Here is an 18,846-nt window from a genome sequence, read left to right on the forward strand (position 1 = left end):
CCAAAGCCGTGGCGCGCTGCGTGGCCGCTCAGCCGGCGGCTGGCACGGCCTTCTCCGCCAGCGCGTTCCACGGCCGGTCCGGTGAGGCGAGGCCGATCAGGCGGCCCTGGATGAAATCGCAGCCCCAATCGCGCAGCATCACGGCGGCTTCTTCGTCCTGCACCCATTCGGCGACGGTCTTGATTTGAAGGCGGCGCGCGAGATCGATCAGCGTTTGCACGAAGGCGCGGTCGTCGGCCGAACGCACGATGTTCTGCACGAACGCGCCGTCGATTTTGACAATATCGACGCCGAGCTTGCGCAAATTGCGGAACGAGGTGTAGCCGGCGCCGAAATCGTCGATCGCGATCCGGCTGCCGAAATTCTTCAGCCGCGTGACGAAGCCGCGGACGTCGTCGATATCCTGGATCGCGACCGTCTCGGTGATCTCGACGATCAGCCGCTCGCCGACGCCGGGATGCGCGTGCATCAGCGATTCGATGGTTGCCCACCAGTCCGGATCCATCGTGGTGTCCGGCGAGATGTTGAGGCTGAGCTGGACGCCAGGGGCTGAGGCGAGCTCGGCGATGGCGAGTTCCAGCACGCGATGATCGACCATCCGGATCAGGCCAAGCCGCTCGGCGACCGGTACGATATCGGGCGCGAGCAGCGCGCGGCCGTCTTCCTGCTCCATGCGGACCAGGCACTCGTAGAACAAGGGCTGCCGTGAGCGCGCATCGACCACCGGCTCGAAGCCGATCAGGATGCGGCGCTCGTTCAGCGCGGTGACGATCTCGTCGGTGACGCGGATGTTGACGCGACGCTGGGCGTCGCGCTCGACATTCGGCTTCCACAGCGCGAACGATCCGGCGCGGCGGCTCTTGGCGGCGTCCAGCGTCTCCTGGGCGCGATTGACCGCCTCCTCCGCCGACTTCGCATGACGCGGGATGGTGACGGCGCCGATCGAGACCGTTACCGACACCGGGCCGGACCTGGTCGGCACCACCTCGTCGCGCACCGCGGCGAGGAAGCGCTCGGCCGCCACGTTGGTGTCGTCGACGGTGCAATTGCGCAGGATTAGGCCGAACTTGTTGCCGGAGAAGCGGCCGAGCATATCGCCGCTGCGCAACCGGGCGCGAATCCGTTTCGCCACCTCGGCGATGACGGCGTCCGCAACATCGAAACCGAAGGCATCGTTGACCCGCGCCAGATGATCGATGCCGATCAGCATGAAGGCGCAGGAGGTGCGGAAGCGCGCGCACTCCTCGATGGTCTCGGCGAGCGAGGCGATCAGATGGGTGCGGTTGAGCTCGTTGGTCAGCGGATCGTGCCGCGACAGCTTCAAGAGCTGCTCGTCGCGGGCGTGCCGCTCATTGTTGATGCGAACGACGCCCTGCACGCGCGCCGGCCTGCCGTCGGCGCCCGCAAACCAGCAGCCGGTCTCCTCGATCCAGATCACCGGCGCCGAGGTGACGGCCCGCACGCCGTATTCGATCCGGTAGGGAACACCCTCGCCGCCCCGCACCGTTCCGGTCTGGCCGAGCGCATCGGATCGAACCGAGCGCATCGGCTCAAGCAGCTTTGCAAGCTCGCCGCCGCTCGCAAGCGCAGCGCCCGGAATGTCCGGGAAGACCGTCGCCACATTGTCGCTCCAGGCAATCGCGTCGCTCGCCAGGTCCCAGGCGAATGTCGCTTGGCCGAGCGAGGCGAGGATGCTGGCAGCTGGCGGGACAGGGGGCATCGAACATGTCTCGATTTGGGACGGCACCCGGTGATTCTACACACCCTCAGGATAGTGGTTCCGGCGAATCGAACGCTAGGAGAACTTGATAAATAATCTGGAAACCACGTTTTCGAGTGCTGCGGAACGAACTGGGGATGGCGGGCATGACCCTTGCCATGAGGGTATTGCAGAGGGACGCAACGTCCCAAACTATGACGCTCCAACGGGTCGCTGGCGATGCGCAACATCGATCAATCAGAAGTCCTGGACGGCGAGTTCACAGACACTGCCGGGGCGACCGGCACGGCTCTGGTGCCGCTGGCCGCGACCACCCATTGGGCACCCAAGATCCCGCTGGTACATGCCGATCCGTCGTTTGTGGCCCATCTGATCGCCACCGCCGCCCACGAGCCGCAGACGCGCGCACAACGGCGCGGGTCATTGGCCGACGCGCAGAGCGCCTACGGCCCGCATGTCGACGAACGCCGCAGCGTCGCGCGGCGGACCAGGCAAATCATCTAGAAGGTCAAACGCTGCACTGCGATCAATGCGCCTTGACGGCCCGGTTGCCGTGGCTGTCCTGCGGCACGCCGCGGCGCAGCGACATGTGGGAATGGATGCCGAGCCAGCGCCCGTCCGGCTGACGCGCGAGAATGATCGTCGCCCGCCCCGGCCGGTCGAAGCGGTTGCCGTCCGCATGGAAGCCGGTGCTCGTCCATGGCGTGATCACCGTCGCCATGCCGCCGTCGGCGCTGATCAGCACTTCCGTATGCGCAAGATCGAAGGCGAAATCCGCGGTGCGGGGCCAGACATTGTCCCATTGCATCTCGGTCCAGCGCGCGCGGCCGTGGATCAGCTCCTGATAGGTGCCGAACGAGATGATGTCCGAATGCCAGAACGGACGGGCGGCAGCATAGTCGACCGCCCTGACGCAGGCGGCGAACCGTTCGAGCCAGTCGAAGATCGATTGAGTGGTCGTCGAATCGGCGATCGGAAGGGCCGTTTCTCCGCTCATGATCGTCCTCGAAAGGGGTCTAGCGCTGCGGCGTGTCCGACGGTGGCTGGCCGCCCGGCTGCAAATCCGGCGAATTGACCGTGGGCTTGGGCGCGGACTGATCCAGCAGCACGGACTCCGCAACCGACGTCGCTGGCGGGACCGGCGCGGCGGGCGCCGGTGTGACGACAGGTGCCGGCGGCGCGGGCCCCACCGCAGGCGCGGGTCGTGGCGTCTCGACCGCTGCGGGCTGCGGCTTGCTGACCGGCACCGGTGCTGCCGGCGCGACCACCGCGCGGCGGCGGGTGCGCAGCGCAATTCCGGAAATGAAATCGACCAGCGCCAGCAGCGTGAGCAGGCAATAGGTCGAGTTGCCGAATTTCGGCCAAAGCACGAATTCGGCGGCCGCCGCGCCGAACACGATCAGCGACAGCAGATGGTCGGTGAGATACTTCGCGCCGGGGCGCGCGCCTTTGATGACCTCGAGCAGCAACAATAGCACGCCGGCGGCAAGCAGCATGTCACTGAGCGTGATCTGCCACTGCTCGCCCGACAGCAATGTCAGCCTGATCAGCGGGTCCGTGAAGGACACGCCGGGCATCAGGAAGGCGATGATGTTGTAGACCGCGAGCGGAACGAGCAGCAGCGGAAAACCGACCATCGGGGCTTGCGCCTTATTCAGGGAGAACCAGCAATGCGGCGATGCTCATTGGCCTCGCCGCCGACGCGCCCGTCTTGGCCGCACTCGTTGGCCGAATTCAGGCGCAGCGCCGTCTTGATTGGAGGATGATCTCCGCGCAAACGCCTTTGGCGTTTGTCGTGAGGGAAAACCGCTACGCACTTTTCCGGATCATGCTCCCGCCAGCGGCGCGAAAGCCGAAGGTCCGATCAGGACTCTTTCTTGGCCTTCAGGACCTGGCGGCCCTTGTACATGCCGGTCTTCAGGTCGAGGTGGTGCGGACGGCGCAGTTCGCCGGAGTCCTTGTCCTCGACATAGGTCGGGGTCTTGATCGCATCGGCCGAACGGCGCATGCCACGGCGCGACGGCGAGGTTTTTCTTCTGGGAACGGCCATGACGGTGTCCTCTAGGGTGTTGCGGAGACATCGTCCGAAATGCGGACGGGCTCAGCGCTTCGAAGCGCAAGCTGCGATGCCGGTAAGGCCGCGCTTATAGAGGAAGGGACCGCGTAAATCTAGGCCCGGAGACAGCAAAATCCGCCCGAAATCGCGCTCAAGAGCCGCGATTTTCGCGCCAGCAGCGCGTCACCGAATTGGCCCGGGCCATATAGGTACCGGACAGCCTGCGGACCCCCGGACCCGGGTTCCGGGCACTCCTTTTGACCGGATTCGGCAGGATCGCCGCCAAAAGCGCCGCCTCCCGGGGTGATAGCTCTGCCGCCGACCGGCCAAAGGCATATTGGGCACCGGCCTCGGCGCCAAACTGACCGGACGGCCCCATTTCCGCGATGTTGAGGTAGATTTCCAGAATCCGCTGTTTCGGCAGCACGAAATCGATCCAGAGCGCCAGCGGCAGTTCCAGTCCCTTGCGGATCACGCTGCGGCCGGGCCACAGGAACAGGTTCTTGGCCACCTGCTGGGTGATGGTCGAGCCGCCCCGGGCCGCCTCACCATCCCCGGCGTCGTCGATCACCTCGCGCAGCGCCCCCCAATCGACGCCCCGGTGCTTGCAGAAATGGGCGTCCTCCGAGCCGACCACGGACCGCGGCAGATAGGGCGACATCGCGCTGAAATCGATCCAATGCCGTGTGACCGGGGCCCCTTGCAGGGTCCGCCACGCCATCAGCGCCGAAACTGGCTGACCGGTGCGGTAGGACGGCGCCACCAGATAGGGCAGCAACAGCAGGGCCAGCAAAAGCAGCAATAAAATCCGGACAATGCGCAAAGCTGGGGTTTCCGGGGAGGACCTTTCCAGGGAGGATTTCGGACCCGCCCACCAGAACACGGCCGGTGCCGTCAGACGTCTGTCGGATAATTCACGGTTTTTCCAGCACTTTTAAGGCGCAATCCGTCGCAGGCCGGGAATTGACGAAGCCGATGCCATCAACGATTGTCCGGCCGAAAATCGATCTGGAGCAATTCTTGATGACGACCGGTACTGCAGAGTTTTCCAAGCGGCTGGACCAGACCGCGGAGGATACCGAAGCCCTGCTCGCCAAACTGCTGTCCGATACGACCGAGAGCGACGAGATCGTGCGCCCGAAGCGGCTGATCGAGGCGATGCGCTATTCGAGCCTCGGCGGCGGCAAGCGGCTGCGGCCGTTCCTCGCGGTCGAGAGCGCCGCGGTGTTCGGCATCCCGCGCGAATCCGCCCTGCTGGTGGGCGCAGCGCTTGAATGCATCCACTGCTACTCGCTGATCCACGACGATCTGCCCGCGATGGACAATTCCGATCTGCGCCGCGGCCGTCCGACCCTGCACAAGGCCTATGACGACGCCACCGCGATCCTCGCCGGCGACGCGCTGCTGACGATTGCCTTCGACATCATCACCCGCGATGCGATCCACAAGGACGCCCAGGTGCGCCTGCTCTTGACCCGCGCGCTGGCGCGCGCCGCCGGCGTCGGCGGCATGGCCGGCGGCCAGATCCTCGACCTCGCCGGCGAAGGCCGCTTCGGCGACCGCGAGCCGGTCGACGTCGCGCGCCTGCAGCAGATGAAGACCGGCGCATTGCTCCGCTTCGGCTGCATCGCCGGCGCGATCCTCGGCCAGTCCTCGCAGAAGGAATACCAGGCGCTGGACGATTACGGCAAAGCGCTCGGCGAAGCCTTCCAGATCGCCGACGATCTGCTCGACGTCGAGGGCGACGCCGCCGCACTCGGCAAGCCGGCCGGCGCCGACGCCGCGCTCGGCAAGACCACATTCGTCACCCAACTCGGCATCGACGGCGCCAAGCAGCGCGTGAGCGACCTGCTGGCGCGCGCCGACGCCGCGCTGTCGGTGTTCGGCAACCGGGGCGACGTGCTGCGCGCGGCCGCCCGCTTCGTCGCCGAGCGCAAGAACTAGCTGAAAGCAAAGCGCGAAATGAGCAAGGAGTTCGACGATCGCCTTGTTCGCTTCCGCAAGCTGCCGATGCCGGTCCGCGTGGTGGTGGGCCGGCCGCGCACCTTCGTTTCGGTCGCGGTCGGCATCGCCGTCGCGCTGCTGATGCCGGGATCGATGCGCCTCGTCACCCGCATGCTCACCGGCTGGGACGCCTTCGCCGCGCTCTATCTCGTGCTCGCCTATGTGATGATGCTGCGCTGTGGGGTCGCCCATATCAAGCGCAGCGCCATATTGCAGGACGATGGCCGTTTCCTGATCCTGCTGCTGACCGCGTTCGGCGCGCTGGCGAGCCTCCTCGCCATCGTATTCGAACTCGGCGCATCCAAGGGCAACCCGGCCGGACTGGCGGTGGCAATCCTCACCATCACGCTGTCATGGACGGCGGTCCACACCGCGTTCGCGCTGCACTACGCCCATGAGTTCTACCGCGGCAAAACGCCCGGCGGATTGCAGTTTCCGAGCGGCGATGCGCATACCGACGCCGATTATTGGGATTTCGTCTATTTCTCGTTCGTGATCGGCATGACCGCGCAGGTCTCCGACGTCGGCATCACAGCCAAGATCATCCGCCGCACCGCGACCGTGCACGGCATCATCTCGTTCGTGTTCAACACCGCGCTGCTGGCCCTGATGGTGAATATCGCAGCGAGCGCGATCTAAAGCGCGATGAGATCAGGTTGATTCGTCATCGCGCTTTAGCTTCCTGTTTGAGCATGATCTTTTCGGAAAACCGCTTCACACTTTTCCGAATCATGCTTCAGCTGCTGCACGCTAGAGCATTTTCGGTTCTGATTGAATCAGAACCGAAGCTCTAGATCCTTCTTTTGACGCGTTTTGTTCACGCGAACCGGTGTCCACTTCGCTCGAAAACGCTCTAGTTGCAGACCTCGACATTGCCGACGTTGCCGCCGGGGCCGCCGCCGCCGCGATACTCGAGATGGCAGCCGCGCCTGACCGGACGGCACAGATAGGCATCGCACATGATCTGACCACTGCCGCCGCCTTCCGCCCTTGCACGGCCCCGCGGGCGCGGAATTTCTGCGGACGGAACCTGTGGCTCGCGCTGCGGACGGAAGGCGCGTTCGCGGTCACGGCGCGACGGACGCTCGTCGCTGTCGCGCTTGGCGACCGGCTTCCGCTCACGCCGCTTCTCGCATTCATTGTCGTCGTTGAGGAACGAGCCGTCGGCACACACGATCCTGCTGCAGCGATCGCCGTCAGCCTTGTAGCCGTGCTCGCAGACCAGCGGGCAGACCCGGGACTGCTTCAGCTTGACGGCATCGAGGGCGTCGACGCTCGCAGTCTTGATGTCGAGCTTGGTGCCGGCATAGCGGTTGAACAATGTCAGCGAGCGCTGCGAGGCTGCGTTCCAGTCGCCATCGACGGTGCCGGTCAGGCAGCCGACGCGGCGCAATTCGTCCTGCACCGATTTGACCACGTCCACCTCGGGTGACCCGGTGGCCAATGCGGCCACGGTCGTGGTCTTCTCGGGAGCAGCCGGCGGAGCCGGCGCTGCGGCCGCAGCCTGCGCTGCCGCTTGATCGGTCACCGCCTTGTTCGTCGCGGCACGATCGGACAGCGCAGCATCGGCCTGGCGCTTTTGCTCGGCGGCCGCGGCCTGTTCCTGTGCGACCTGCTTGGCCCGTTCCGCGGCAAGACGCGCCGCCTCGGCAGCCTTCGCGTCGGCCTCCGCCTTGGCCTGCTGCGCCTTCTGCGCGCCCTCGGCGGCGAGCCGGGCGCGCTCCTGCTCGGCCAGACGCGCCTTCTCGGTGGCGGCCACGCGCGCGTCCTCGGCGGTGAACTTCTCCAGCTGCAACCTGGCGAGGTTGGCGTAGTAGCCGCTCGGATATTGGGCAAGGAAGGCGTTCATCGCGCTCTTATTGCCGATCTGCAGCGCCAGCTCATAATCGCGACGGGCCTCCGACTGCGGCGCCGGCGCAACCGGCGCGGCAGCGGCGGGCGCCGGCTTGGCCGGTGCCGGCACCAGCGGCACGTCCTCACCACCGAGCGAGCCGTAGACGAACGGCTCCTGGCGGTTGTTCGTGGTCTTCAGCACCTCGTCGCGGACATAACCGAAGGCGCGGCGGACATCGAGACCGGGGGTCGGCAGGAACTTCGACAGCGCGATCGTGAACGGACTGTTCTTGCCGTCGCCGTCGGCCGCGGTCGAGCCGGCTTTCGCGGAATAGGCGATCAGCACATTCGGCTGGTCGGCTCGACCTTGGCGAGCCCCTGCCCGATCGCCCGGGTCGCCAGCGTCCGCTTCATGGTCTTGGCAAACGGATTGTCGCGGCAGGCATCGAGGATCACCAGCCGCAGCTTCCGGGCCGGCTCGATCGCGACCAGGATGCGGTCGAGCGAAAGCGCCTCGTCATAGACGTCGGTATCGCGCTCCAGCCGGGCGTCGACCGGGATCAGGTAGTTGGCGCCGTCGACCTCGATGCCGTGGCCGGCGTAATAGACCAGCGCGATATCGGCATCGCGGGCGAGGTCGGCGAATTCGCGCAGCGCGCGGCGGGTCTCGACGGCCGGGAGGTCCTTGCGGAAGTCGACCACGTCGAAGCCGGCATTCTTCAACGTCGCGGCCATCACCGAGGCGTCGTTGACCGGGTTGGCCAGCGGCGCCGTGTTCCGATAGGCCGAGTTGCCAAGCACCAGCGCCACGCGCTTCTCGGCGAAGGCGGGCTGGCAGGCGATCAGCAGCAAGGCCGCGACGGCGAGCAGCAACCGATTCAAGCTCAAGAACCCAGACCCGTTCATGGCGACACTCTGGCCGTTTTCTAGCATGCAGGTCCGTTTACCAGAAGCAGGCGGGGTGCTTTGTGAGGCGCCTCACGATCCGCGACGGCGTGAACCATGCCATCCTGACTGTTAGTCGACGAAACTGACCGGCGGTTCGGATTTGGCCGGGTCGCGCGATTCACGACCGCGGCAACAAGAACAGAGCCACGGAGGACATGATGCAGGGCACAAGCGTGGCGGTTCCAGCCGCCAGGGCCGGCAAGGTCCGCAGCATGGCACGAGCCCTCCTCGCCCGTTGCCGCGCAAGCAGACCAGGCCCCGGACAAGAACTGACAAGCATTGCCTTGGCGCGGATTTATTCCCCGCCTTGCGTGACGTGCTCCTGATATTGCGGCAGGTCGTCCCGTATCTCGTACCAGGGCGCCTTGGAGCCGACGAAGATATGCGCGGTCGGCCGGATCGTCGGCGCATCGCGCAGCGTACCCATCGTGACATGGACATAGGTGCCGTTACGAACGCGCGAATAGAGCAGCGACCCGCAACGGCCGCAATGCGCGTCGTGGGTGAACTCGTCGCCGTAGATCAAAAGACTCTCGGCGCCGCTGGTGACGGTGAATTTTTCGCGAACGATTCCCGCGAACGGCTTGAACGCCGATCCCGTGGCGCGCCGGCAGTTCGAGCAGTGACAATTCAGCGCATAGCCAAACGCGTCGGCCACCTCGTAGCGCACGTCGCGGCAGAAGCATTCGCCGGTCAGGATAGTTTCGCTCGAGCTTGCGTTCGAATTTGCAGATGCGGTCACAACTCACTCCTCACGCGGAATTTTGCCGCCGGGCGTAGCGCAATCCGGCGGTTCATGGCTAAGTTCTAGCAGATCAAATCCTGCCGGGAGGACCACCCAATGAGCCAAGAACGATCTAGCGTCGAAAGCGTCGTGCAAACCTATTTCGACGGCCTCTACGAGAGCAATGCCGACAAGCTCGCGACGGCCTTTCATCCCAGTGCCGACCTGCGCTGGGTGGACAAGGGCGAGTTGAAGGTCCTCAGCGTGCCGGACTGGCTCGCTTTGGTGCGCAAGCGGCCGTCGGCGAAGGCCGAGGGCAAGCCGCGCGAGGACTTCATCGTCACCATCGACCGTTCCGACGACAACACCGCCTTCATCAAGGTGCGTTGCCAGCTGCCGCCGCGCTATTTCACCGACTACCTTGTCGCAATGAAGCTCGCCGACGGCTGGCAGATCGTCTCGAAGTCGTACCGTTACGACGTGCGGGACTGACCGGCGGCCCACCGCGTCCCTGCGCCGGCTTTATGACACGCCTCAACGGTCCGGCTGCGGCCGGACTGCATTGACTGCCGCTGGTTTCCGGGCGAATTGAGCCCGTTATGGAAGCCAAGTTTCAGATCTTTCTCACCCTGCTCGGCGTGCTGGCGGGAACCGCCCTGGTTGCACGGCGGACCGATATCGCGCCGGCGATCCTGCTCCTGCTGGTCGGCATCGTGCTCGCCTTCGTGCCGGGCATGCCGTCGCTGGAACTGCCGCCCGAGCTCGTGCTTCTGGTGGTGCTGCCGCCGCTGATCTATTCGGCGAGCGTCGCGATGAGCTGGCGCGAGTTCAAGGCCAATCTGCGCCCGATCATCCTGCTCTCGGTCGGCTGCGTGATCTTCACCGCCTTCATGGTCGCGGCCGCAACCCACTATCTGATCGGGCTGCCCTGGAGCATCGGCTTCCTGCTCGGGGCGATCGTCGCGCCGCCGGACGTGGTCGCGCCGCTCGCGATCGCGCGCAAGCTCGGCATGCCCCGCCGGATCCTGGTGGTGCTCGAGGGCGAAGGGCTCGCCAATGACGCGACCGCGCTGATCCTCTACCGCTTCGCGCTGGCCGCCATCACCACCGGGCTATTCTCGCTGCCGAAGGCGACCGGCACGTTCCTCGTCATCGTTGCCGGCGAGATCGCGTTCGGCACGGCGGTGGGCTGGCTCAGCCTGCGCGCCCGGCGCCGCGCCCGCGATCCGCAGGTCGAGATCACGCTGTCGCTGATCACGCCCTATCTCGCCTACTGGATCCCCGAGCATTTCGGCGGCAGCGGCGTGATCGCAACCGTCGCCTGCGGCCTCTATATGAGCTGGAACGGACCGCTGCTGATCTCGGCTGCGACGCGCCTGCAGGGCATCTTCTTCTGGGATTTGATCATCTATCTGATCGAGGGCCTGCTGTTCCTTCTGACCGGCTTCCAGATGCGCTCGCTGTACGAGAAGTCGAAGGCGTTTCCGCTGCACGACATCCTGACCGCCACCGCGCTGGTCGCCGTCATCGTGATCGTCGCGCGCTTCCTCTGGGTGTTCCCCGGCACCTATCTGCCGCGCTGGATCAGCCGGCGCATGCGCGAGCGCGATCCGCTGCCGTCATGGCGGGCGGTGTTCGTGGTCGCCTTCACCGGCGTGCGCGGCGCGGTCTCGCTCGCCGCCGCGCTTGCGCTGCCGCTGACATTACCTGGTGGCGAGGCCTTCCCGTATCGCGACCTGATCCTGTTCGTCGCCTTCGGCGTGATCTTCGTGACCCTGGTCGGACTCGGCCTCGGATTGCCGCCGGTGGTGCGCGTGCTCGGCCTCGCCAAGGACGGGCGCAGCGAGCATATTGCCGAGCACGAGCAGGAAATCGAGGCGCGGCGCGAGGCGCTGAATGCCGCGCTGAAATCGCTCGACGCCATCACCGACGATCGCGAGCTCTCCGACGAGGTCATCAAGCTGCTGCGCTCGCGCCACGAAATCCGCGTCAACCAGCTGCCTGATACGCTCGATCCCGACAAGCACGACGTCTCCGCCGCCGGCACCGCGCTGACGCGGGAGCTGATCGCCTCCGAGCGCAAGTTCATCCACATGCTGCTGCGCGACGGCAAGATCACCGACGAGACCAGGCGGCGAATCGAACGCGATCTCGACCTGGAGGAGGCCAGCCTCTCCAACCGGGAGTATCGCAGGATTCCGTTGTAGCGATATCCCTCCCCACGTCGTCCCTGGCAAGCGACTTGTCTGCCGTAGCTCAACGAGCGAAGGCGGAAGCGCGACCCGGACCCATAATCACCGCCGCTCGTTTGGCGAAGGCTATGGCCTCAGCCTGCTTCGACAATTTGCGGCGGTGGTTCTGGGTCCCTGCCTTCGCAGGGACGACGGCGGAGTCTACTCCGCAGCGGCGTTCTGCCCGGGACCGCCGACGAAGCCCGCGGGATCGCCGAACCGTTCGATCATCACGGCGGTGAGGTCCTTGGTCTTGCTGGTGACGCAGGCACCGGAGCGCACGGTGTAGCGATCCTGGTGCGCCGCGTGCGGCGGCGCCTCGCCCTTTTGCAGGGCGCGGGCCGCCTCCATCACCAGCTTGCGGAAGTGCATGATGCCGAGATCGGTCGGCCCGAGATGCTCGCGGGTGCGGTCGGCGATCGGGCCCTGGCTGTCCTGCACCGCGGCGTCCTGCTCGGAGACGCCCTTGATCCCGGTGTAGCTCTTGGTTCGCTGCAGTTGTCGGTCGATCAGATAGTCGTTTGCCTTGTTGCGCAGCGGCACGTAGTTCTCGTCGACCACCGCCATCACGCCATTGCCATTGGCATAGCCGTCGCGTTCGGCATCGGTCAGCGGCCGGTGCGGATTCCAAGCATAGGTGTAGATCCAGCAATTGGTGTCGGTCACGGGCACGAAAGTCTGGCCGAACATGTTCTCGCCGGGCATCGAGCTCGGCGCATAGCTGTGGAACGGCATCAGGAACTGGGCGATGCGCCAGTAGATGTTGTCGCTGCCGGTGAGCCGACCGCCCGCGACCGTGAGGCCGGCCTCGTGCGGATTGATCTTGATCACCGGCCGCGGGTCCTCGGCGATCCAGCGCATGTGGTCGGTCGCGACCCGCGTCAGCGGGTTGACGAAATGCTTCTTGATGTCGAGGATTTCGTTCTCCTCCTTCTCGAAGGAGAGATGCGCGAAGGTGAAATGCGCGGTATCGATCGAGCCTTCCACCGCCTGCACCCAGTTGCAGTCCTGCCACTTCTTGGTGACGAAGCGATGCGAGGCCGGCAGCAGCGCCATCTCCAGCGCCGGCAATTCGGGCATCGCCTCGGCGGGGCCCATATAGGCCCAGATCATATCGCCCCATTCGCGCACCGGATAGGACTTGATGCGGATCAGGTCCTTGGCATTGAGATCCGGATAGGAGGTCGGCATGTCGACGCAGCGGCCATCGGTGTCGAACTTCCAGCCGTGATAGACGCAGCGGATGCCGCATTCCTCGTTGCGGCCGAGCCAGAGATTGGCGCCGCGATGCGGGCAGTACTGATCGATGACGCCGACCACCCCCCTCGAGTCGCGGAAGGCGAGCAGTTCCTCGCCCATGACAACGATCTTCTTCGGGTCACCGTCCGGCTCCGGCAGTTCTTCCGACAGCAGCACCGGAATCCAGAACCGGCGCAGCAATTCGCCCATTCCCGTTCCGGCACCGGATTCGGTGAGGAATTTGTTGTCTTCGGCGCGGAGCATGGCGTTTTCCCGGGAGTTGTTTTTGATTTTCCCGGAGCTTGGCGTAGCCGATGCGCGGCGTCAATGCGATTGGCCGCGCGGCCGGCAGCCCTGCCCCGCAAGCTCAGCGATCTACACCCATCCTCTGCGCGGGCCGGTCCACCGGCCGCACAAAGGGGTTTGAGGCGAGCCGGCCCTCCGGCTCAAGGCTTCACGTAGGCCCATCCCTTCTCCTGCAGTTCCATCACGCGCACGACGCCGGACTTCACGACTTCCGCCTGCTTGATGATCGGGATCGACTTGTTCTCGGCCTTCTGCATCTTCTCCTGGGTGTTGCCGCAGGCCTTGAACGACACCTCGGGTGAACTGAGGGCCATTTCCTCGATGCGAGCCTTCACCGGCGACGTATCCTCGCGGAGCATGTGCAGGCCCGGGCCGAACGTGACCACCTCGATCTTCACCTTTTCGCCAAGGCCCTTGTAATACTCGGCCACGTTCGTTGCGTTGTTGAGCGTGAGATTCATGGCGGCAGGGTCATTGCTGTTCACCTGCAGGATCAGGTGATGCTCCTTCCCTTTCGGCGCCACCGGATCATGCATGCGCGCATATGCGGCGCGCTTGCGCATTTCAGCGGAGGCTCGTGACATTCGCGGTTTCCGAGCGTCGCTCGCCGGATCAGTCGCGGACTGCGCGCCCGGCACCCAGTATTTTCCACCGTGCTCAGCCTCTGCCAACGACGTGGAAGCCAGCACAGCGATGGCACCCATCGCAATAAACTTCGCAACAGATTGAAAATTGAGCATCAAACATCTCCATCTGGAAAAAATCAGCGAACACAGTTCCTCAATTGCTGGGCCTTGCGACAGCGAGCGGCCATTTGCAGGTCGTAGCCATCCTCGCTCGTATCGCGTCCAGCCCCGCGAGCGAGAATGTTGCATCATGGGCAGCCCCGACACCGGGTGAGAGGTGGACAGCAAGGACCGCGCTATCGGGAAGCGATTGCAACAAGCGAACGGCATCGCCCGCGACGGCGACGCCGGAACCAGCCGCCGGCACGGCGGCAGCAACCTGCACAGGCTGACCGTCGTTGATGCGATAGGAGATCACATAGCCGTCGCCCCGGCCGGAGATCGCGGGCCCCACGAAGGACAATTCGGTCCGCCCGCCGCGACACCGGATCGACAGCTTCATGGACGAATCGACCGAATCGGACGTCGTCGCAGTGGCGATCGGTGAATAATCGACCGGAGACGTCGTCTCGCTGATCGTCCAATGATCCGCCTTCGACGCCTCCTCACGGCGGGCCGGCGCAGTGGCGCGCGACAGCTTGTCGAGGCACTCCAGGCGCGCTTCACGTTGCAGCTGCGAACAGGCCCGAAGCTGTGCGATGGGATCTTCCACCCCCTGCGCAAGGGCAACGCCGTTGACGACGGCGATTGCCGCAAGAAGCGGAGCGGCGAGCCTGGTCATTGCGATGCCCGTGCCGTCGCCGACTGACGATCGAGCCACGCCTGCGCCGCAGGAAAGCGCGCGAGACCGGGCACGGTCGCTACGAGGTTGATCGATTTCCACTTCGGGTCGAAGCCGGCTCCCTGCAGCTTGTCGACACGCGAGAACAGATGATCGACGAAACGTGCAACGCGCTCAAACCGGTTGGTGTTGGCCGGCCAATTGAAGGCGACAAGAGCGGTCGGTACGGCGATCGTGGCCACGCGATCACCCTGCTTGATCAGATTTGGGTAATCGGCCGCATCGAGAGCCGCCGGCAGATAGTAGTCTTCGAACTTGCTGTCATATGGCACGGGCAGGAACTTGAAGCCCGATTCAAATCGGCCTTTCACAAAGGCATCGACCGGCTTCGATGTAATGAAGACGACGGCCGCGACTTCGCCTTTTCGCATCTGCTCGAGTGCGATCTGGTGCGGAATGAACGTCTTCTCGACCTCGATGCCGAGGCGACTGAAGATCAGTGGACCTGAATAGGCCGCGGCGGTACCCTGGCTGTTGAAGTTCACCTTCTTGCCGGCGAGGTCGGCCAGACTCTTAATCTCCGGTCGCACGAAGATATGCAACTCGGATGGAAACAAGTTCAGGATGTAGGTGATCCGTCGCTGGATGTCCGGTACCTGGCTCTTGTATTCCTCCAGCGCGTCGGAATTGATGATCGCCGCGTCGATGCCGCGCAGATACAGCAGCGAGTTCAGATTCTCCACGGGCCCTCGCGTCACCACCGGCAGAACGTGCAGATTGTCGCCGTCATCGACCACGCGGGCCATCTCCGCGGCCAGGCGGATCGGCGCGCCTTCGAGAAGGCCCCCGGCGAGGCCCACGGTCCAGGCATTCATGGCCAGAGCCTCAGGCCTGGGTTGGGGCGGTTCGGCTCGGATCGGGCGAGCATTGTGGGGCTGACCTTGTTGCGGCCGCGCATCCGCCGCGGGCGGCTGCGGCGCTGATAGCAACGACACCAGGGCTGCAAGCAGAAGCAGCGGACGCAATCCGGTAGAAATCTTCATCGACCAGCTCCTTTGCACGACATCCCGTCAGCGCGTTCGTCCTAGCTCTGGGAACGCAGCGCCTCGAACGCGCCTTCGCCTCCTTGATTCCACTCGGCCTCAGCCTTCGCGTAGAGATCGCGGGCCTTGGTCGCATCGCCGCGCGTTCCATGCGCTGCCTGGGAGCAGCGCTAACCGCAGCGCTCGTCTTTGCTTGTGCCAGTTGCAGGGAATTTCCGGCGCTGCCATTGGACTGCGCGCGCGAGACACACCGCCAGACCCCGGCACATCCGAAAGACACATGACCGCGAGAGTTGCTGCGAACCATAGCGGGGCCGCCCGGCGCATCATCCTCGGAGCAAATGGCGCTCGATCCGATCTGACGCACGAGCCGGCACGTTCACAAGCTGAGTTCACGTCGACGCGAATGACGATGCTCTCATGTCTGCGCGCGTCCAGTATCACCTGCAGCATGGTGATATCGCCCATTCTGATGCGGCATCATAGGGCTCACCGGCTCGCGGATACTATGACCCGCAAGGATTACCCCTGTTAACCGCACAGCTTTGGGCAGACGGAAGCATCGAGCTCAGCCGCAGCCGGCGCGACGGCGCAACGCCAGCGCTGTGCTCACACCGGCCGCTCGCCCTTCACCGTCACGCGGGTGCCGGAGCGGGTGTGCGGCCAGTAGTCCCACATCGCGCGGTGCTGGGCGCAGCGATTATCCCAGAACGCGATCGCGTTCTCGGTCCAGCGGAAGCGGCACTGGAACAGCGGGTTCTCCGCATGCTGGTAGAGATAGGCCAGCATGGCATCGCTCTCGTCGCGCGGGATGCCGACAATGAAGCGGGTGAAGCCGCGATTGACGTAGAGGGATTTCTTGCCGGTCACCGGGTGGGTGCGCACCACCGGATGCTCGGCGCGGGGATATTCCCGTTTGTCGGCGACGCCATAATTGGCGTACAGGCCACGATAGGTCTGCTCACCGTCATGCAGCGCGGTCAGCCCGTCGAGATAGGCCCTCATGCGGTCCGACAGCGCCTCATAGGCCGCGTACATGTTGGCGAACAGCGTGTCGCCGCCGCGCGGCGGGCACTGCTTGATGTAGAGGATCGAGCCCATCGGCGGCTCGAGATCGCAGGACACGTCGGTGTGCCAGCCTTCGCCGTTGGCGCGCGGTGAATCCTTGTCGGCATAGATCTTCATCAGCGCCGGATCGCCCTCGTTGGGCGCGGCCGGGTGCACGTGCAGCTCGCCGAACTTGCGGCCGAAGGCGAGGTGCTGTTGCGGGCTGATGTGCTGATCGCGGAAGAAGATGACGAGGTTTTCGGCGAGCGCGCGATGGATCTCGTCCATCTGCCGGTTGGAGCGCACATCGTCGCCAACCAGCTTCGCAATATCGACGCCGGAGATTTCCGCGCCAATGATCGGCGTCAGCTTCTCGACGCCGATGGTCTCATAGGGCTCGGATTGGTCGGCGAGGTGGCGGTAGCGCGGACCCTGCTTGCCGGACAGCGAGCTCATGGGCGTTCTCCCAATGGTTCTTGATTGGGAGCATGGTACCGCGCATCGATGGAAGCGCAATCCGCACCGCTAACATATCTGTCGTCCCGGACAAGCGCAGCGCAGATCGGGGAGCCATAACCACAGGATCGGGTTTTGCGAAGGCTCGCAACCCGCATCTCGCGCCATAACCACCGTCTGTGGTTACGGGTCCCTGCTCCCGTGCGCAATTGCGCACTAGGCAGGGACGACATTTGCGTGTGGATCGCGCGCGGAGTGAACCTACTCCGCGGCGCCCGCCGGCTCCGGCACCTTGGCGCCGCTGCCGTAACGCTGGTCGATATAGTCGATCACCAGCGCCTTGAAGTCGGCGGCGATGCCCGGACCGCGCAGGGTGCGGAACTTCTTGCCGTCGACGAACACCGGCGCGGCCGGCGCCTCGCCCGTGCCGGGCAGCGAGATGCCGATATTGGCGTGCTTGGATTCGCCGGGGCCGTTGACGATGCAGCCCATCACAGCGACGTTGAGCTCTTCGACGCCCGGATATTTGGTCTTCCAGGCCGGCATCTCGTCGCGGATGAAATCCTGGATCGAGCGCGCCAGCTCCTGGAACGTGGTCGAGGTGGTGCGGCCGCAACCCGGGCAGGCCGCAACCAGCGGCACGAAGGTGCGGAAGCCCATGGTCTGCAGCAATTCCTGCGCGACCTGCACTTCCAGCGTGCGGTCGCCGCCGGGCTCCGGGGTCAGCGAGATGCGGATGGTGTCGCCGATACCCTGCTGCAGGAGAATGCCGAGCGCGGCCGAGGACGCCACGATGCCCTTCGAGCCCATGCCGGCCTCGGTGAGGCCGAGATGGATCGCATAGTCCGAGCGGCGCACGACTTCCTGATAGACCGCGATCAGATCCTGCACGGCCGAGACCTTCGCCGACAGGATGATCCTGTTCTTGGGCATGCCGAGCTCTTGGGCGCGGGCCGCCGACAGCAGTGCCGACTGCACCATCGCCTCGCGGGTCACCGCGCGGGCATCGCGCGGATTGGCCGATGCCGTGTTCTCGTCCATCAGCTTGGTGAGCAGCTCCTGGTCGAGCGAGCCCCAATTGGCGCCGATGCGCACCGGCTTGTCGTTCTTGTTGGCGATTTCGATGATGTCGGCGAACTGGGTGTCGCGCTTGTTCTTGAAGCCGACATTGCCGGGATTGATGCGGTACTTGTCGAGCGCCTCGGCGCAGGCCGGATATTCGGCGAGCAGCTTGTGCCCGATATAGTGGAAGTCGCCGATCAGGGGCGTCGTGATGCCGCGCTTGCGCAGGCCGTCACGGATGTGCGGCACGGCGGCGGCGGCTTCCTCGCGGTCGACGGTGATGCGCACCATCTCGGAGCCGGCGCGGGAGAGCGCGGCGACCTGGGCGATGGTGCCCTCGATGTCGGCGGTGTCGGTGTTGGTCATCGACTGCACGACGATCGGCGCGCCGCCGCCGACGGCGACGTTGCCGACCATGACCTGCGTGGTTTGGTGCCGCAGCGCGGGACCGGCGACGTCATCTTGCGGCAAAATCTCGGGCTTGTTCATGGCGTCTCGAATATCAGGTTTCGGTGACATTCACCAAGAGGACGATGGGCCTCGCGCGCGGCGGGCCAAACGGTGATGTTTCGGAGTGAATTCAACAGCTTATGGCGCCGATTGAGACCAAAGGCAAGCCATGCAGCGGCGTCCTGCATGGACAACTATATTGGGCCGAATTGGGGTGAATCAAAGGGCAAAGTGACAGCTTTTCATGTGACCTGGCTGACTCCTCCCGGTTTGAGCATGATCTTTCCGAAAAACCGGTACCCACTTTTTCGGATCATGCT

Annotated in this window: 17 protein-coding genes and 1 pseudogene; 5 read left to right on the plus strand and 13 right to left on the minus strand. The window is 64.9% G+C overall.

Going from position 1 to position 18,846, the window contains the following annotated elements:
- Positions 1-28: 28 nt before the first annotated feature.
- Positions 29-1,720 (minus strand): putative bifunctional diguanylate cyclase/phosphodiesterase, encoded by a 1,692-nt coding sequence (locus HAP47_RS39805; protein ID WP_173640084.1) that lies wholly within the window; start codon positions 1,718-1,720, stop codon positions 29-31.
- A gap of 219 nt (positions 1,721-1,939) precedes the next feature.
- Here HAP47_RS39805 and HAP47_RS39810 point away from each other — a divergent pair, with 219 nt between their 5' ends.
- The gene (locus HAP47_RS39810; RefSeq protein WP_173640083.1) at positions 1,940-2,224 is read left to right on the plus strand and encodes a hypothetical protein; all 285 of its coding nucleotides are present in this window, start codon (positions 1,940-1,942) and stop codon (positions 2,222-2,224) included.
- Positions 2,225-2,246: 22 nt separating this feature from the next.
- On the opposite strand, the gene HAP47_RS39815 is transcribed toward HAP47_RS39810, so the two are convergent.
- The 4 genes from HAP47_RS39815 to mtgA form a co-directional block, all read right to left on the minus strand.
- Positions 2,247-2,717: a YybH family protein gene (locus tag HAP47_RS39815; protein ID WP_173640082.1), complete on the minus strand. Its 471-nt coding sequence runs from the start codon at positions 2,715-2,717 to the stop codon at positions 2,247-2,249.
- A gap of 19 nt (positions 2,718-2,736) precedes the next feature.
- Positions 2,737-3,357, minus strand: coding sequence for a hypothetical protein (locus HAP47_RS39820; RefSeq protein WP_173640081.1), 621 nt, complete (start codon positions 3,355-3,357; stop codon positions 2,737-2,739).
- A gap of 227 nt (positions 3,358-3,584) precedes the next feature.
- Entirely contained in the window at positions 3,585-3,770 is a 186-nt protein-coding gene (gene rpmF, locus HAP47_RS39825; protein WP_021077536.1) for a 50S ribosomal protein L32, read from the minus strand.
- Between the two features lie 157 nt (positions 3,771-3,927).
- Entirely contained in the window at positions 3,928-4,599 is a 672-nt protein-coding gene (gene mtgA / locus HAP47_RS39830) for a monofunctional biosynthetic peptidoglycan transglycosylase (protein ID WP_173640080.1), read from the minus strand.
- Between the two features lie 200 nt (positions 4,600-4,799).
- Between mtgA and HAP47_RS39835 the strand changes: the two genes are divergently transcribed.
- Positions 4,800-5,720: a polyprenyl synthetase family protein gene (locus HAP47_RS39835; RefSeq protein ID WP_173640079.1), complete on the plus strand. Its 921-nt coding sequence runs from the start codon at positions 4,800-4,802 to the stop codon at positions 5,718-5,720.
- A gap of 18 nt (positions 5,721-5,738) precedes the next feature.
- Positions 5,739-6,419: a DUF1345 domain-containing protein gene (locus HAP47_RS39840; RefSeq protein ID WP_173640078.1), complete on the plus strand. Its 681-nt coding sequence runs from the start codon at positions 5,739-5,741 to the stop codon at positions 6,417-6,419.
- A gap of 214 nt (positions 6,420-6,633) precedes the next feature.
- Here the strand turns inward: HAP47_RS39840 and HAP47_RS39845 are convergent.
- Together HAP47_RS39845 and HAP47_RS39850 are read right to left on the minus strand one after the other, a co-directional pair.
- Positions 6,634-8,519: pseudogene (locus HAP47_RS39845) on the minus strand (caspase family protein).
- A 337-nt stretch (positions 8,520-8,856) separates the two neighbouring features.
- Complete coding sequence (locus HAP47_RS39850) at positions 8,857-9,303, minus strand: GFA family protein (RefSeq protein ID WP_173640077.1); 447 nt, start codon at positions 9,301-9,303, stop codon at positions 8,857-8,859.
- Between the two features lie 99 nt (positions 9,304-9,402).
- On the opposite strand from HAP47_RS39850, the gene HAP47_RS39855 reads away from it, so the two are divergent.
- Both HAP47_RS39855 and HAP47_RS39860 read left to right on the plus strand, forming a co-directional pair.
- Positions 9,403-9,777: a nuclear transport factor 2 family protein gene (locus HAP47_RS39855; protein WP_173640076.1), complete on the plus strand. Its 375-nt coding sequence runs from the start codon at positions 9,403-9,405 to the stop codon at positions 9,775-9,777.
- 107 nt (positions 9,778-9,884) lie between these two features.
- Positions 9,885-11,492: a Na+/H+ antiporter gene (locus HAP47_RS39860; protein WP_173640075.1), complete on the plus strand. Its 1,608-nt coding sequence runs from the start codon at positions 9,885-9,887 to the stop codon at positions 11,490-11,492.
- 186 nt (positions 11,493-11,678) lie between these two features.
- On the opposite strand, the gene HAP47_RS39865 is transcribed toward HAP47_RS39860, so the two are convergent.
- From HAP47_RS39865 to ispG, 6 genes are all read right to left on the minus strand, one after another.
- On the minus strand, positions 11,679-13,019 hold the full coding sequence (locus tag HAP47_RS39865) for a Rieske 2Fe-2S domain-containing protein (RefSeq protein ID WP_173640074.1): 1,341 nt from the start codon (positions 13,017-13,019) through the stop codon (positions 11,679-11,681).
- 182 nt (positions 13,020-13,201) lie between these two features.
- The gene (locus HAP47_RS39870; RefSeq protein ID WP_173640073.1) at positions 13,202-13,801 is read right to left on the minus strand and encodes a DsrE family protein; all 600 of its coding nucleotides are present in this window, start codon (positions 13,799-13,801) and stop codon (positions 13,202-13,204) included.
- A 40-nt stretch (positions 13,802-13,841) separates the two neighbouring features.
- Positions 13,842-14,468 carry a hypothetical protein gene (locus HAP47_RS39875; RefSeq protein ID WP_176396249.1) on the minus strand — a complete coding sequence of 209 codons (627 nt, stop codon included), beginning with the start codon at positions 14,466-14,468 and terminating at the stop codon, positions 13,842-13,844.
- Entirely contained in the window at positions 14,465-15,511 is a 1,047-nt protein-coding gene (locus HAP47_RS39880; RefSeq protein WP_173640072.1) for a TAXI family TRAP transporter solute-binding subunit, read from the minus strand. The genes HAP47_RS39875 and HAP47_RS39880 overlap by 4 nt, the downstream gene beginning before the upstream one ends.
- A 609-nt stretch (positions 15,512-16,120) precedes the next feature.
- Positions 16,121-17,014: a TauD/TfdA dioxygenase family protein gene (locus HAP47_RS39885; RefSeq protein ID WP_173640071.1), complete on the minus strand. Its 894-nt coding sequence runs from the start codon at positions 17,012-17,014 to the stop codon at positions 16,121-16,123.
- A 261-nt stretch (positions 17,015-17,275) separates the two neighbouring features.
- Entirely contained in the window at positions 17,276-18,565 is a 1,290-nt protein-coding gene (ispG, locus tag HAP47_RS39890; protein ID WP_173640070.1) for a flavodoxin-dependent (E)-4-hydroxy-3-methylbut-2-enyl-diphosphate synthase, read from the minus strand.
- Between the last annotated feature and the right edge of the window lie 281 nt (positions 18,566-18,846).

Source organism: Bradyrhizobium sp. 41S5, assembly GCF_011516665.3.
In the GTDB taxonomy this organism is placed as follows: Bacteria; Pseudomonadota; Alphaproteobacteria; order Rhizobiales; family Xanthobacteraceae; genus Bradyrhizobium; species Bradyrhizobium quebecense.